Below are 14940 nucleotides of genomic sequence, written 5' to 3' on the forward strand. Positions count from 1 at the left end.
GCACCATGGCTGGCTTTCAACCCAGGAGCCTTCGATGCAGCACGCCCCCAGCTTCGCCCAGATCCTCGCCGCCGCCGACCTGGCAGACGGTTTCATCGCCGAGATCCTCGACGCCGACCCGGCCCTCCTGGTCGGCAAGGTGGCTGACCAGGACAACAAGGACATCGCCAAGGCCGCACGCAAGCTGGCCGAGTTCCGCAAGCACCTGATCGACGCGCTGGCCCAGCAACCCCTGGGCGGTGTCGACGTCGACGACGACTACGCCTTGGAGGAGGACGAGGAAGAGGACGAAGAAGAGGACGAAGAGGAAGAGGGGGTGGAGGACCAACCCGCCCCGGCCAAGGCCCGCGGCAAGCGCGCCTGAACACCGGCCGCCCTGCCGCCAGGGTGGTCTCCACGGTCGAAATAAGGGTTAACCCCAGGTTTTGCGACAATGTCGGGTTCGCCGCAGCGGCCGCACCCGCGCCGCTGCATGCCTTGCAAGCACCCGACATTTCGATGACAGACACCGAACAACAACACCGGGGCCGCCGCTGGCCCCTCGTCGCGCTGGGCGCGCTCACGCTCCTGATGGGCGCATTCCTGGCCGTCGGCGGCGCCTGGCTCGTCGGCCTGGGCGGCAGCTGGTACTTCGTGCTGGCCGGCATCGCGCTGCTGGCCTGCGGCTACCTGGTCGCGCGCGGCAAACCTGCCGGCGCCTGGCTGTTCGCGCTGGTGCTGCTGGCCACGGCCTTCTGGGCACTGGTCGACGTGGGCCTGCGCTTTTGGCCGCTGGTCTCGCGCCTGATGGCTTTCGGCGTGCTGGGCCTGCTGATGGCGCTGGCCTATCCGGCCCTGGTCCGCGCGGCCGGCGGCAAGCCCGGCAAGGGCGCCTATGGTGTGGCCGGCCTGTTGCTGGCGGCGTTGGTGGCCGCAGGCGGCTATGCCTTCGTGCCCGTGCCCGTGGTCGCCGCGCAGAACCCCGGCCAGCCGGCCGCGCCGGTGGCGCCCGGCAGTGAACAGAAGGACTGGCTGCACTGGGGCAACACCACGGCCGGCAGCCGCTTCGCGGCGCTGGAGCAGATCACGCGCGCCAACGTGGGCCAGCTGCAGGTGGCCTGGACGGCCCACACCGGCGACATCCCGCAGAGCACCGGCGCGGGCGCCGAAGACCAGAACACGCCGCTGCAGGTGGGCGACACGGTCTACGTCTGCACCGCCTACGGCCGCGTGCTGGCGCTGGACGCCGACACCGGCGCCGAGCGCTGGAAGTTCGACCCGCAGGCCAAGGCCCCCAACTGGCAGCGCTGCCGTGGCCTGGGCTACTTCGACCAGGACGCCGAAGCGCCCGTCGCGACTGCACAGCCGGCCGCCGCCTGCCGCCAGCGCCTGTTCCTGCCCACGCTGGACGCGCGCCTGATCGCGATCGACGCCAACACCGGCAAGCCCTGCGCCGACTTCGGCAAGGACGGCACGGTCGACCTGTCGGTCGGCATGGGCGAGATCAAGTTCGGCTGGTACCAGCAGACCTCCACGCCGCTGGTGGCGGGCCGCCTCGTGGTCGTGGGCGGCCGCGTGGCCGACAACTGGTCGGTCGACGAGCCGCCCGGCGTGGTGCGCGCGTTCGACGTGGTCACGGGCGAACTCGCCTGGGCCTGGGATTCGGGCAACCCCGCCATCACCAAGCTGCCGCCCGAGGGCCAGACCTACACGCGTGGCTCGCCCAACGTCTGGGCCGCGATGTCCTACGACGCCAAGCTGGGCCTGGTGTACCTGCCCACGGGCAATGCCACGCCCGACTTCTGGGGCGCGCACCGCACGCCCGAGGAGGAGAAGTACAGCTCGTCCATCGTCGCGCTGGACGCCGCCACAGGCCGCGTGCGCTGGCACTTCCAGACCACGCACCACGACCTGTGGGACTTCGACCTGCCGTCGCAGCCGCTGCTGATCGACGTGCCCAACGCCCAGGGCGGCACCGATCCCGCGCTGGTGCAGACCACCAAGCAGGGCGAGATCTTCATGCTGAACCGCGAAACCGGCGTGCCGCTGGCCGAGGTGCAGGAAAAGCCCGTGCCGCAGGGCAATCTGCCGGGCGAGCGCTATGCGCCCACGCAGCCGTTCTCGGTCGGCATGCCGTCCATCGGCAACACCACGCTGGTGGAGTCCGACATGTGGGGCGCCACGCCCTTCGACCAGCTGCTGTGCCGCATCAATTTCAAGGGCATGCGCAGCGAGGGCGTCTACACGCCGCCGGGCCTGGACCACGCGCTGCAGATGCCCGGCTCGCTGGGCGGCATGAACTGGGGCAGCGTGTCGGTCGACCCGACCACGGGCACCATGTTCGTCAACGACATGCGCCTGGGGCTGGCCAACTACATGATCCCGCGCGAGAAGATGCCCAAGAACGCGAGCGGCATCGAAATGGGTGCCGTGCCGCAGGACGGCACGCCCTACGGCGCCATGCGCCAGCGCTTCCTGTCGCAGCTGGGCATTCCGTGCCAGGCGCCGCCGTTCGGCACCATGTCGGCGATCGACCTCAAGAGCCGCCAGCTGCTTTGGCAGGTGCCGGTCGGCACGGTGCAGGACACCGGCCCGCTGGGCATCAAGATGCGCCTGCCGATCCCGATCGGCATGCCCACGCTGGGCCCGTCGCTGGCCACGCAATCGGGCCTGGTGTTCTTCGCCGGCACGCAGGACTACTACCTGCGCGCCTTCGACAGCGCCAGCGGCAAGGAAGTCTGGAAGGCCCGCCTGCCGGTCGGCAGCCAGGGCGGCCCGATGACCTATGTGTCGCCCAAGAGCGGGCGCCAGTACGTGCTGATCACGGCAGGCGGTGCGCGCCAGTCGCCCGACCGTGGCGACTACGTGATCGCCTACGCGCTGCCCGGCACCCCCAAGTAAGACACCGTCAAGACCCTGGGCGCGCAGCTCAGGGCGAACGGTGCAGCCGCGGCGCTGCCAGCAGCGCCAGGTTGTCCGTGATGGCCGCATCCACGCGTGGATAGCGGCCTTTCATCTTCGAGATGGTCATGATGGTCTGCAGCGCCTGCAGGTCCTTGAGGGTCGGCGCGACCTTGATCTGCGCGATGGCCGCAGCCTGGTTGCCGCCGTTGATCAGGGTCATCAGCTTGCTGGACCAGTCGTTTGCGCGTGCCATGTCGTTCACCTGTCTTCGTTGAGGGCGCCGACTTTACGGCGCTGCGCACACGTTAGGATCACCCATGAGAAAAACATTTCAGCTCCAGGTCGAGGGCAAGCACCCCGACCGTCTCGTCGAAGCCATCAAGCACGAGATCCGCAAGTACATCAAGCGCGAACGCGGCCACGCCTTGCCCGAGGGTGCCGACTTCTGGGATTTCGACTGCCGCTTCGGCACGGACGAGGCCAGTGCCGGCACCGTTCACCTGTCGGACATCACCGGCCGCATCGACGGCGTGGTCCAGGAGGGCGGCAAGCAGTTCTACGTCGAGATCCTGGCCAAGCCCGCCAAGCGCCAGCCGCGGGCGGCGGCGGACCCGGCCGGTCCGGCCCAGGACGGCGCCTGACGCCTCACATCGCGCTGTCGAGCATCGCGCGGTAGTCCTCGCGCGAGGCCAGCCGCGGATTCGTCTTGTGGCAGTGGTCGGCCATGGCGCCGTCGATGATCTGCTCGAACAGCGCCGGCGTCACGCCGACCTCGGCCAGGCCCTTGGGCAGGCCCAGGCGCGCATTCATGTCGCGGATCGCCTCGCCGATGTCGCCAGGACCGTCCAGGTGCATGGCCTGCGCCATGCGCTGCAGCCGCGCCTCCTTCTGCACCGATTCGGCACCCGCGTTGAAGGCCACCACGGCCGGCAAGAACAGCGCGTTGAGCGTGCCGTGGTGCAGCCGCGGGTCCACGCCGCCCAGGCTGTGCGAGAGGCTGTGCACGCAGCCCAACCCCTTCTGGAACGCCATGGCGCCCTGCATCGAGGCGCTCATGAGGTTGAGCCGCGCATCGCGGTCGCTGCCATCCTTCGTCGCCCGCTCGATGTGGGCCCAGGCGCGCTCCAGGCCGTCCAGCGCGATGCCATCGGCCGGTGGGTTGAAGGCGGCCGACATGAAGGTCTCCATGCAGTGGGCGATCGCGTCCATGCCAGTGGCGGCCGTGAGCCTGGGCGGCAGGCCCAGCGTGAGCTCGGGGTCGCAGATGGCGGCCTTGGGCATCAGCGACCAGCTGTGGAAGCCCAGCTTGCGGTGGTCGTCCACGATGAGGATGGCGCCACGCGCCACCTCGCTGCCGGTGCCACTCGTGGTCGGCACGGCGATCAGCGGCGCGGCCGCCTCGGTGATGCGCGGCGAACCGCCTTCGATGGTGGCGTAGTGGGTGAGCGGGCCCTCGTGCGTGGCGGCAATGGCCACGCCCTTGGCGCAGTCGATCGAGGAGCCGCCGCCCACGGCGATCAGGCCGTCGCAGCGGCCCTGGTGGTACAGCGCGACGGCGGCGCGCACGGCGGCCTCGGTCGGGTTGGACGGCGTTTCGTCGAACACCGTGACGGGCAGCTCGCCCAGCGCGTCGAGCGCCTTCTGCAGGATGCCGACGGCGCGCACGCCCACGTCGGTCACGACCAGCGGGCGCGTGATGCCGATGCGCTTGCATTCATCTGCCAACAGGCGGATTGCGCCGAACTCGAACTGGACTTGGGTCAGGTACTGGATCAGGGCCATGGGATCAGCGTGGGACGTGGAAGACCGGGCAATCTAGCAAACCCTGCCCCTTGTGCGCATAGCGCCATCCCTTGGTTGGTCGTTACGGCGACCGTCACGCCACCCGTTGGAACCAGAGCAGCGACAGCAGCGCCGCGCCCGCCATCAACAGCAGCGCGCCCAAAGCCAGCGGCCCGGACAGTTCGGTCTCGCGCATCTGCACCTGCAGCCGCGCGCCCATCTTCTCGTAGACCTGCAGCAGGCTCTCGGCGCTGCCGGCGCGGAAGTAGTCGCCGTGCGTGATGCCCGTGACCTCGCGCAGCATGCCTTCGTCCAGCTGCAGCACGATGGACCAGTCGTCCTGGTCGGCGCCGGGTGTGTCGATGGTTCCGAGGCCGACCGCGTGGATGCGCACGCCGCGCGCGGCCGCCATGTCGGCCGCCTGCAGCGGGTGCACGCCGAAGTTGCTGCGCCCATCGGTCAGCAGCACGATGGTGGCGGCCGGCTCGGCACCCTGGGCGAACCGCTGCGGCACCGGCTTGGGCGTGGCGCGTGGCGCATGGGAGGTCAGCGGCAGGAAGGCGGCCTCGCCCAGGTCCATGGCCTCGTTGGGGAACAGTTCGCCCAGCGCGGCCACGATGCCGCTGCCCATGGCCGTGCCGTGCTGCAGGTGCAGCGCGTCGATGGCCGCGAGCAGCTTCTCGCGGCTGTAGGTCGGCGGCTGCACCACCTGGGCCGTGCCCGCGAAGCTGACCACACCCACACGGGCGCCGTCCGGCAACTGGCGCACGAAGGCCTTGGCGGCCTCGCGCGCGGCGTCCAGCCGGCTCGGCTTGATGTCGTCGGCCTGCATGCTGAGCGAGACGTCCACGGCCAGCATGACGGTGGCCTGCTCGGTCGGCAGCGGCAGCGCCGCCTGCGGCCTCGCCGCGGCGAGCAGCAGCACGGCCAGCGCGGCCAGCAGCAGGGCCGGTGGCAGATGGCGCCGCCAGACCCTGCCCGGCTGCATGGCCTGGCGCACCAGGGCCAGGTTGGCATAGCGCAGCGCCGGCTGGCGCCGGCTGCGCAGCAGCCAGACGTAGCCCAGGACGAGCAGGGGAATGGCCCACAGCAGCCACAGCAGTTGCGGCCAGAGGAAGTGCAGGGGCTGGATCATGGTGGACTCCAAGGGTTAACCCTAGGATCCAAGCAATAAACTTGCCTGGCGGTCGCCGGTCCGGAAGCTGTACGAAATTGTGGATACCAGGCCGCTCGATCTGTACGCTCCATGAAAAAAGGGGGCCAATGGCCCCCTTGCGGTGCGCGGCGCATGCCGCCGAATGTCACTGCAGCTTGTACAGCGCGGCCTTTTTGCTCACCTCGACCTGTTTGGGGCTGCGGGCCCACAGTTCGAGCATGTTGGCGGTGGTGCCCACGGCGTAGCGGCCCTGGCCGCCGGCATCGCAATGCTGGTCTGCCGAGGTCTGCGCAGAACAGTAGATGATGGTCTTGCGTGCCGTGCTGGCCACGCCCACGCTGTCGTTGAAGCGTGCGCCGTTCTGGCCCGCGGTGGTGCTGCCGAACGGGGCCCGGCCGAAGAGGATGGCCGAGGTCGGCGCCAGCGCCCCCGTCGGCACCGTCCAGGCATCGCCGCCGCCGATGGTGTCGAAGTAGGCCACCTCGGGCGTGTCGAACAGTACGTAGCCATTGGCTTGCGATTCCGTGATGAGTTCCGCGCGCAACGCGGCCGTCAGTTCCGTGAACACACGGGTGGTGCGGATCTCGCCGATGGTCTCGGCCCGCCGCACCGTGCGGTAGTGCTGCACGACGTTGGCCACGCTGCTGTCGGCATGGAAGAACTCGATGGTCCATGCGCCGTTGTTGCCCAGCGCCGCAATCTGCGCGTCGGTGTACTGCGGCGCGGTGTAGACCAGGTTCTCCTTCTCCTGTGGATTGCCGGCCAGCATAGTGTCGCGGTAGGCACCGGCCAGCCGCAGCACCGGCGAGCCGGTGGGCGTCACGCCGTCCGGCGCGATCACGAGGTACGACAGCCCTGCCTGCGGCAGCATGGTCAGCGTCAGCCCGAGTGGCGTGGTGACCACGGCCTTGCTGAAGATCGGCGACCCGTTGGATGTCCGGTTCTCGATCTGGATGTTGTAGCCCGTGGTGTAGTAGCTGAACGCCGGCGTGTTGAGCAGTTCGCGGTCTTCCGAGACAGGCCGGATCGTGATCGGATAGGTGTTGCTGTTGCCCACGAGGCGCAGCGTGCCGTCGGCATCGGCGTGCGCGGCGATCTGGTCGAAGTCCTGGTTGCCGGCCGTGTCCACCCACTTGTAGGTGATGATCATGTCGCCGTTGCCGCGGAAGAACTCCACATCGCCCGCGGTCCATTGCAGGCCCGTGGCGCCTGAGCGGAACATGCTGGCGAAGGCGCCGCCATTGTTGGCGTTGCGGCCTACGCCCACCTTGTTGGAGACGAAGGTGCCCGGGTCGCTGTTCTGGAACAGCCCGCGGCAGACCGCGGCCTTCACGTTGCTGGCGGTGCCGATGGCGCTGACCGTGTCGCTGGTCGCGCTGTCGATACGCTGCGTCAGCGGCAGTGCGTAGCAGGCATTCAGGCGCGCGAACAGGTCGGCCACCTTGGACGGCGTGGGCACCGGGGCGAGCGCCGTGACAGCCGCCGCGGAGACGGTCGGCAGGGTCGTATCGCTGCTGCTGAACTTGAGCGACTCGGGCGGTGCGGCCGCGTCGGACGGGAGGGTCTTGACCGTCACCTCGATGTTGGCGGCCGTGCCGCTGGGCTGCACGGACACGGAGATGCTGTCGAGCAGTTTGTCCTGGCCGGTGCCGTCGGCCGTGAGCGCGCCGGCGATGGGATCGATCGTCAGGCCCAGTGCGGTCAGCAGCGGCTGCAGCGCGGCCAGCAGGGCGCTGGACTGGGCCTGCAGCGCTGTGGCCGTGATCGACTGGGGCGAGGTGGCCAGCTTGGAGGGATCGCCGTTGGGCGCCAGCCGTGCGGCGATGATGGTGGTCAGCGGCGTCACGTTGGCGCGTGTGTCGCCCGCGGCCGCCGTGGCGCTGTAGAGCGTCTGGTCGTCCCGGACGGCGCGCAGCACGAGCGGCCGCGCCGCGGTGGGCGCCAGCGTGCAGCTGAAGCTGCCGTCGGCGGCGGTGGTGGTGTCGCAGACGGTCGCGCCCGAGGCATCGGTCACCTGCAGCGCCGCACCGGCGAACGCTGCGCCGGTGGCGGCCGTGCCGCTCAGCGTCGTGGCGACGGGCGCCGGCGGTTCGGGCTCCGGCGCCGGGTCGTCGCCGCCGCCCCCGCCGCAGGCGGCCAACGCCGCCGCCGCGCCGAGGCTGGTCAAGGCCCAGCGCAGGCGGCTGGGCGAAGGGCTGCGGTGTGCAGCTTGTGTGGAAACACCGTTCGTCATGGTCACTCCTCCTCGCATGGTTGTTGCAAAGCGTGACGGAGTGTGCGGGGGGCCGCCGTGGCGGCGCATCATGCAAATGAACGATGGCGCGCAGGCCTCAATCCAGTGCGATGCCCTCGGCCTGGATCACCGCGCCCCAGGCCGGCACCTCGGCCGCGATGCGTTTGGCAAAGTCCGCTGGCGCGCGCATCGTGAGCTCGCCCTGCGCGCCAAGCGCGGCCTTGGCCTTGGCATCGTTCAGCAGGCCCTGGGCGGCCGAGTTCAGCTTGGCAACGATCTGCGTCGGCGTGCCGGCGGGCACCAGCAGGCCGATCCAGAAGGCCACGTTGAAGTCGGCAATGCCGGCCTGTTCCATGGTCGGCACCTCGGGCAGCTGCGCGATGCGCTGCGGCGAGGTCACCGCCAGCGCCTTGAGCTTGCCGGCCTGGATGTGCGGCACGGCCGTCAGCACGTCGAAGGAACTGTTGAGCTCGCCCGCGATGGTCGCCAGCTGCGCCTGCGCCGTGCTCTTGTAGGGCACGTGCGTGGTGCTGATCTTGCTGCGGTTGTTCAGCATCGCGTAGCTCAGGTGGGCGATGTTGCCCGCACCCGGCGAGCCGTAGCTGATGGCGCCCGGGTTGCGGCGCGCGTACTGCACCAGGTCGCTCACGGTGGCGATGTTGTTCTTCTGCGCCCACTCGGGGTTGGCCGTGAGGATGAAGGGCGCTTCCAGCACCATGGTCACGGGCGCGAGGTCCGCCGTCTTGTAGCTGAGCTTGCGGTAGAGCTGTGGGTTGATCGTGATGCTGCTGGAGTTGGTCAGCAGCAGCGTGTAGCCGTCGGGCGCGGCACGCGCGGCCTCGGACACGCCGATCACGCCGTTGGCGCCGACCTTGTTCTCCACGACCACGGGCTGGCCCAGGGAGCGGCCGAGGGTGTCGGCCATGACGCGGGCCACGGTGTCGGTGAACGAACCGGCCGGGAAGGGCACGATCATGCGGATCGGTTTGCTGGGCCAGGCGTCCTGGGCCTGGACGGGCAGCGCGGCGGCGCAGGCCAGCGCGAGCGCCAGCTGCAGTGTCTTGCGACGGGAAGGGGGATTGGCTCGTCTCATCTCGGTCTCCTTGGGTGTGTGGTCTGTCATGCCGCATTGCGGCTGGTCTTGGGCCGCGCGCTGCGGCCCGTGATGCCTTGTCGTTCCAGTGCGTCGAGCTGCGTGGGCGTGAGACCCAGCCGCTCGGCCAGCACCTGGGCCGTGTGCTCGCCCAGCGTGGGCGCCACCTGCCGGATCGGCAGCGGCCGGCCGTCCTGGCGGAACGGCGTGCTGCCGCTCAGGTAGCGGCCCACGTGCGCGCGCTCCATCTGCTGCCAGAAGCCGCGCGCCCGCAGGTGCGGGTCGTCCATGAGGCGCGGGATGGAGCGCACCACGCCGGCGCTGACACCGGTCTGTTGCAGCTGCTGCATCGCCGCGTCGGCGCTGCGCGTGGCGGCCCAGGCCGCCACCGCCGCGTCGAGCCGGTCCTGCTGCGCGCGCCGGCCCTGCGCCTGCGCGAGGCCGGCATCGGCCGCGAGGTCCGGCCGTTCGAGCACACCGCACAGCGCCTGCCACTGGGCATCCATGCGCACGCTCACGACGAGCCAGTCGTCCGGCCCCGCGCAGCGCCAGCAGCCGTGCGGTGCATCCAGCGGGTGGCGGTTGCCCGCGCGGGTGGGCGCGCTGCCGTGCACCGACTGCGCGAGCACGAAGGGCGCGGCCATGGGCAGCATGGCCTCGACCTGCGAGAGGTTCAGCTGCATGCCGCGCCCGGTCTCGCGCTGCACGTGGAGCGCCAGCAGCAGGGCCGCGCCCGCGTTGAGCCCGCCGACCGGGTCGCCGTAGGCGTAGGAGGTCATGGCCGGCGGCCCGTCCGCATGGCCGGTGTACAGCGGCAAGCCCGTGGCCTGCTCCAGCGTGCCGCCATAGGCCCGCGTGTCGCTCCAGGCATTGCCGAGGCCGAAGGCCGGCATGGAGACCATGACCAGGCGTGGGTTGACCTTGCGCAGCGCGGCGTCGTCCAGCCCCAGCTTGGGCAGCACCTCGGCCGAGTAGTTCTCGATGACCGCATCGGCCTGGGCCACGAGCTGCAGCAGCAGCTGCCGGCCTTCGGGCCGGGCCAGGTCCAGCGTGATGCCGCGCTTGTTGCGGTTCATGAGGTTGAAGTTGGCGTTCTTCTCGTACAGCCGCTCGCGGTAGAACTCCTCGGTGAAGTTGGCGCCGCGCCACCAGTCCGGGTAGACCGTGCTCTCCACCTTGATGACCTCGGCCCCCAGGTCGGCCGCCGTGCGTGCGGCCAGCGGGCCGGCCCAGCCCATGGTCAGGTCGACGATGGTGGTGCCCGCCAAAGGCAGGCGCTGTGCCGGGCCGGCCGCGCGCGCCGGCAGGTGCATCAGCCCCGCGCCACGGTAGTGCGCGTCGTCGGCGCCGCGTGCGGGCGCCGCGCCACCGCGCAGCGGGCCGGCCGCGCCCAGGCGCAGCGGCACGATGGGGCCTTCGCAGCGCGCCGCGCCCACCGTGACGGGCACGAAGGCATGGCGCTGGCGGTGCACCTGCTGCGCGAGCAGCTCGGCCATGGTGGGCACCAGCACCGTGGGGTGCTTGCGCGCGCCCAGCTCTTCGAACCACTGCTGCGCGGTGCGGGTCTGCAGCGCGGCGCGCAGCATGGCGTCGATCTCGTCGGCGCGTGCCATGCGTTCGGCGCCATTGGCGTAGCGCGGGTCGTGCGCGAGTTCGGGCCGGCCGATGGCCTCGCACAGGGCCACCCACTGGGGCAGCGTGTGCGTGAAGATGCCGATCCAGCCCTGGGCCGTGGCGTAGATGCCGGTCGGGTGCGTGCCGCAGAAGCGGTTCACGCCCAGGCGCGGCGCGTGGCGGCCGTCCTGCACCATGCCGGCTTCCATCTCCACCGTGTGGAACACCGCCTCGTGCACGCTGAGCACGCAGCGGCGGCTGCCGTGGGCGCGGCCCATCCAGGCCGCCACGGCGGCCGAGAAGGCCATGAGGCCGGCCGCGATGCCGGTCTGCAGCGCGTGCGGCATGTGCGGCGGGCCGTCGACGGGGCCGCTGTTGAACACGGCGCCCGACAGTGCGCGGCACACGGCCTCCGAGCCGGCGTAGCCGCTGTAGGGGCCGTTCTCGCCGAACCAGGTGAAGACGATCTCGACCGGGGCCGGCGTCGCGCCCGCGATGGGTCGCTCCAGGACCGACAGGCCTGCGTCGAGCGCGCGCGCATCCAGCACCACGTCGCAGGTCTGCACCAGCTGTTCCAGCCAGCCTGCATCCTCGACCGGGTCCGCCGTCACGCTGCGCTTGTTGGTGTTGAGCCAGGCCCACAGCGCACTGCGCGGCTCGGGTCCGTCCAGCAGCGGCGGCATGTGCTCCCAGGCGTCGCCGCCCGGCGCCTCGACCTTGACCACCTCGGCGCCGAAGTCCGCGAACAGCTTGCCCGTGTAGGCCAGCGCCGGCCCGGTGCCGATCTCCAGAACGCGCAGGCCGCGCAGCGCCAGCTGGGCCGGGTCCGGCGCTTGCTCGATGCTGTCTCCCTGCATCGCGCTCACCAGGCGTCCACGAAGCCGCGGCGCGCGCGCTGGCCGCGCAGCGCGGCCGAGGCGATGCCCGTGGCGATCCACTGGCGCGTCTGCGCCGGGTCGATCACGGCGTCGATCTCCACGGCCGCGGCGGTCGAGATCGCGTGGCCGCGCTCGTAGGCCTGGGCCACCAGGCTGTCGTACAGCGCACGCCGCTCCGGGCCATCGGGTACGGCCTGGAGCTCCTTCTTGAAGCCCAGCGTGATCGCGCCTTCCAGCCCCATGGGCCCGAACTCGCCCGTGGGCCAGGAGACCGTGAAGCTGGCCGAGCGAAAGCCGCCGCCGGCCATGGCCATGGCGCCCAGGCCGTAGCCCTTGCGCAGTGTCACGGCCAGCAGGGCCACGCGCAGCTTGGCCGCGACCAGGAACATGCGCGAGACATGGCGCACCTGGGCCCGGGCCTCGACCTCGGGGCCGACCATGAAGCCGGGCGTGTCGATCAGCGAGACGATGGGCAGGCCGTGCGCATCGCACAGCTGCATGAAGCGCGCCGCCTTGTCGGCCGCGTCGGCGTCGATGGCGCCGCCCAGGTGGTGCGGGTTGTTGGCCATGATGCCCACGGGCTGGCCTTCCACGCGGGCCAGCGCGGTGTGGATGCCCAGGCCGAAGCCGCCGCGCAGCACCAGCATGCTGCCGCTGTCGGCGATGCCCTCGATGGCGCGGCGCGTGTCGTACACGCGCAGCCGGTTCTCGGGCACGACCTGGCGCAGCTGCAGCGGATCGGGCGCGCTCCACTGCTTCAGCGGACCCTGGAACATCGACAGGTAGTGCTTGGCCGCCTGCACGGCCTGGGCCTCGTTGTCGACCAGCACGTCGATCACGCCGTTGGCGTACTGCACGGCCGCCGGTCCCACGTCCTCGGGCTTGTAGACGCCCAGGCCGCCACCCTCGATCATGGCGGGGCCGGCCATGCCGATGTTGGCCGAGCGGTCGGCGATGACCACGTCGCAGCAGCCCAGGAAGGCCGCGTTGCCCGCGAAGCAACGGCCCGACACCACGCCGATCACGGGCACCTGGCCCGACAGATCGGCAAAGGCCGCGAACGAGGGCTGGTACAGGCCCGAGACGGAGGGGAAGTCCACGTCGCCGGGCCGGCCGCCGCCGCCTTCGGCCAGCAGCACGAGCGGTATCTCGTCGCGCAGCGCCACCTCGACGATGCGGTCGGTCTTGATGTGGTTGCGCTTGCCCTGGGTGCCGGCCAGCACGGTGGCGTCGTAGGCCATCACGGCACTCTGCGCACGGCCCTGGTCGACGAGCGCGCCGTTGATGCTGCCGATGCCGGTGATGAGGCCGTCGGCCGGCGTGTTGGCGATCAGGTCGGCCTGGCTGCGGCGGCTGGCCTGGGCCGCCAGCGCGAGCGCGCCGTACTCCACGAAGCTGTCGGCGTCGACGAGGTCGGCGAGGTTCTCGCGTGCCGTCCGCTGGCCGCGTGCGCGCCGGCGGGCCACGGCCTCGGGGCGGGCCGCGTCGTAGAGCGGGGCGTGTCGGTCGAGCACGCGCTGCAGGTCGGGGCGGATGGCGGCGGGGTCGATGGCCTCGGTCGCCTGGACTGCGGCAGCATCGCCTTCGACAGGTTCCAGCAGCACCAGGATCTGGCCCTCGGCCGCCTGCGCGCCGGGCGCCAGTTGCACCGCCAGCACGCGGCCGCTGGCCGTGGCGGCGACGCTGTGTTCCATCTTCATGGCGTCGAGCACGGCCACGGTCTGGCCCGGCTGCACAAGGGCGCCGGCCGCCACCGACAGCTCGACCACGCGGCCGCTGAGCGGTGCACGCACGGCGAGCAGGCCGGCGGGCGCGGCCTGCTCGGCGGCTGCGGCGGCCACGGGCGTGGCGGCCGTTGCCAGGCCCAGCGCGGCATCACGTGCGCGTTCGGCCTCGGCGATGGTGGCGGCCGCCGCCAGCAGCTCGGGCGCAATGGCCTCGAAGTGGCGCGTGTGCACTTGCTGCGCGGCGAAGTCGGGGCGGGCCACGAGGGCGCGCAGCAGGTCCAGGTTGGTTGCGATGCCGGCGATGCGGAACTCCGCCAGGCTGCGCTGCAGCCGCCGCACCGCGTCGCCGAACTGGGCGCTCTGGCTGGTCACGATGAGCTTGGCCAGCAAGGTGTCGAAGCTGGGCGGTGGCGCGTAGCCAGTGGCACCGTGCGTGTCCACGCGCACGTCCGGGCCGGCCGGCAGCTCGAAGCGCTCGAGCCGGCCGTGCGCGGGCCGGGCCTGGCCCTGGGCGTCGCTGGCTTCGGCGTTCACACGCACCTGGATCGCGAAGCCGCGCGGCTGTGGCGGCGCGGCCGGGTCCAGGCCCAGTTCGCGCAGGCTGCGGCCGCCCGCCAGGCCCAGCTGCACCGCCACCAGGTCCACGCCCGTGACCTGCTCGGTGACGGTGTGCTCGACCTGCAGCCGCGGGTTGGCCTCGATGAAGACGAAGCCGGTTTGTTGGCCGGCTGCGTTCTCCTCGACCAGGAATTCGAAGGTGCCCAGGCTCTGGTACTGCACGCGCTTGGCCAGGAGCCGCGCGGCGTTGACGATGCGCTCGCGCAGCGCGGCATCGAGCACCGGGCTTGGCGCGATCTCCACGAGCTTCTGAAAGCGCCGCTGCAGCGTGCAATCACGCTCGCCCAGTGCCACGACCTGTTCGCCGTCGCCAGCGATCTGCACCTCGATGTGGCGCGCGCGGGCCACCAGCCGCTCGGCATAGAGCGCGTCCACGCCGAAGGCGCTGGCGGCCTCGGAGCGGCAGCGCGCGTAGGCCTGTTCCAGGTCTTCGCGCCGGTTCACCACGCGCATGCCGCGCCCGCCGCCGCCGCCCACGGCCTTGATCACGATGCCGGTGCCGCCTTGCGCATCGAAGAAGGCGGAAATCTCATCCAGCGAGGCCGCGCCGGCCGTGGCGGGCATCACGGGAACATCGCAGCTGCGGGCGAGGGCCAGCGCGCGGCCCTTGTCGCCGAACAGCGCGAGCTGCTCCACCGTGGGGCCGACGAAACGGATGCCGGCATCCGCGCAGGCCTGGGCGAAGTCGGCGCGCTCGCTCAAAAAGCCGTAGCCCGGATGCACGGCATCGCAGCCCGTGGCCCGGGCAGCGGCCAGCATGGCGGCGATGTCGATGTAGGCGGCCGGGCCGCTGGCGGCCAGCGCGTGGGCCTCGTCGGCCAGCAGGCGGTGGCGCGCGGCGGCGTCGTCCTGCGAATAGACGGCCACGCTGGCGATGCCGAGGTCGCGCGCGGCGCGCAGCACGCGCAGCGCGATCTCGCCGCGGTTGGCGATGAGCAGTTTGTTCAAGAGAGTCT

At 71.2% G+C, this 14940-nt stretch carries 10 protein-coding genes; 3 read left to right on the forward strand and 7 right to left on the reverse strand.

The genetic code is table 11. The features are described 5' to 3' along the window. Positions 1-34 precede the first annotated feature (34 nt). Both ACSQ4M_RS17065 and ACSQ4M_RS17070 read left to right on the forward strand, forming a co-directional pair. Positions 35-364, forward strand: coding sequence for a hypothetical protein (locus tag ACSQ4M_RS17065; protein ID WP_436190623.1), 330 nt, complete (start codon positions 35-37; stop codon positions 362-364). A 134-nt stretch (positions 365-498) separates the two neighbouring features. Next, on the forward strand, positions 499-2880 hold the full coding sequence (locus ACSQ4M_RS17070) for a glucose/quinate/shikimate family membrane-bound PQQ-dependent dehydrogenase (RefSeq protein ID WP_436190624.1): 2382 nt from the start codon (positions 499-501) through the stop codon (positions 2878-2880). Between the two features lie 28 nt (positions 2881-2908). On the opposite strand, the gene ACSQ4M_RS17075 is transcribed toward ACSQ4M_RS17070, so the two are convergent. Next, on the reverse strand, positions 2909-3136 hold the full coding sequence (locus tag ACSQ4M_RS17075; RefSeq protein ID WP_436190625.1) for a hypothetical protein: 228 nt from the start codon (positions 3134-3136) through the stop codon (positions 2909-2911). Between the two features lie 64 nt (positions 3137-3200). Here ACSQ4M_RS17075 and ACSQ4M_RS17080 point away from each other — a divergent pair, with 64 nt between their 5' ends. Further along, positions 3201-3524, forward strand: coding sequence for a DUF6172 family protein (locus ACSQ4M_RS17080; RefSeq protein ID WP_436190626.1), 324 nt, complete (start codon positions 3201-3203; stop codon positions 3522-3524). Positions 3525-3528: 4 nt separating this feature from the next. Here the strand turns inward: ACSQ4M_RS17080 and ACSQ4M_RS17085 are convergent, their stop codons facing one another. The 6 genes from ACSQ4M_RS17085 to ACSQ4M_RS17110 all read right to left on the reverse strand — a co-directional run bounded on the left by ACSQ4M_RS17085 (position 3529) and on the right by ACSQ4M_RS17110 (position 14932). Further along, entirely contained in the window at positions 3529-4665 is a 1137-nt protein-coding gene (locus ACSQ4M_RS17085; RefSeq protein WP_436190627.1) for an iron-containing alcohol dehydrogenase, read from the reverse strand. Positions 4666-4759: 94 nt separating this feature from the next. Further along, on the reverse strand, positions 4760-5800 hold the full coding sequence (locus ACSQ4M_RS17090) for a VWA domain-containing protein (RefSeq protein ID WP_436190628.1): 1041 nt from the start codon (positions 5798-5800) through the stop codon (positions 4760-4762). A gap of 166 nt (positions 5801-5966) precedes the next feature. Further along, the gene (locus ACSQ4M_RS17095) at positions 5967-8054 is read right to left on the reverse strand and encodes an Ig-like domain-containing protein (protein WP_436190629.1); all 2088 of its coding nucleotides are present in this window, start codon (positions 8052-8054) and stop codon (positions 5967-5969) included. 97 nt (positions 8055-8151) lie between these two features. Continuing rightward, on the reverse strand, positions 8152-9147 hold the full coding sequence (locus ACSQ4M_RS17100) for a Bug family tripartite tricarboxylate transporter substrate binding protein (RefSeq protein WP_436190630.1): 996 nt from the start codon (positions 9145-9147) through the stop codon (positions 8152-8154). A 26-nt stretch (positions 9148-9173) separates the two neighbouring features. Then, a complete protein-coding gene (locus ACSQ4M_RS17105; protein WP_436194030.1) occupies positions 9174-11618 on the reverse strand; it encodes a CoA transferase in 2445 nt (814 codons plus the stop codon). Between the two features lie 5 nt (positions 11619-11623). Then, positions 11624-14932, reverse strand: coding sequence for a carboxyl transferase domain-containing protein (locus ACSQ4M_RS17110; protein WP_436190631.1), 3309 nt, complete (start codon positions 14930-14932; stop codon positions 11624-11626). Between the last annotated feature and the right edge of the window lie 8 nt (positions 14933-14940).

The organism is Pseudorhodoferax sp. LjRoot39, assembly GCF_964253035.1.
Classification (GTDB): domain Bacteria; phylum Pseudomonadota; class Gammaproteobacteria; order Burkholderiales; family Burkholderiaceae_C; genus Pseudorhodoferax.

Excerpts from the sequence above, each read along its gene's own strand:
- ACSQ4M_RS17065 (WP_436190623.1), top strand. The coding sequence starts at position 35 with ATGCAGCACGCCCCCAGCTTCGCCCAGATCCTCGCCGCCGCCGACCTG.
- ACSQ4M_RS17070 (WP_436190624.1), top strand. The coding sequence starts at position 499 with ATGACAGACACCGAACAACAACACCGGGGCCGCCGCTGGCCCCTCGTC.
- ACSQ4M_RS17075 (WP_436190625.1), bottom strand. The coding sequence starts at position 3,136 with ATGGCACGCGCAAACGACTGGTCCAGCAAGCTGATGACCCTGATCAAC.
- ACSQ4M_RS17080 (WP_436190626.1), top strand. The coding sequence starts at position 3,201 with ATGAGAAAAACATTTCAGCTCCAGGTCGAGGGCAAGCACCCCGACCGT.
- ACSQ4M_RS17085 (WP_436190627.1), bottom strand. The coding sequence starts at position 4,665 with ATGGCCCTGATCCAGTACCTGACCCAAGTCCAGTTCGAGTTCGGCGCA.
- ACSQ4M_RS17090 (WP_436190628.1), bottom strand. The coding sequence starts at position 5,800 with ATGATCCAGCCCCTGCACTTCCTCTGGCCGCAACTGCTGTGGCTGCTG.
- ACSQ4M_RS17095 (WP_436190629.1), bottom strand. The coding sequence starts at position 8,054 with ATGACGAACGGTGTTTCCACACAAGCTGCACACCGCAGCCCTTCGCCC.
- ACSQ4M_RS17100 (WP_436190630.1), bottom strand. The coding sequence starts at position 9,147 with ATGAGACGAGCCAATCCCCCTTCCCGTCGCAAGACACTGCAGCTGGCG.
- ACSQ4M_RS17105 (WP_436194030.1), bottom strand. The coding sequence starts at position 11,618 with ATGCAGGGAGACAGCATCGAGCAAGCGCCGGACCCGGCCCAGCTGGCG.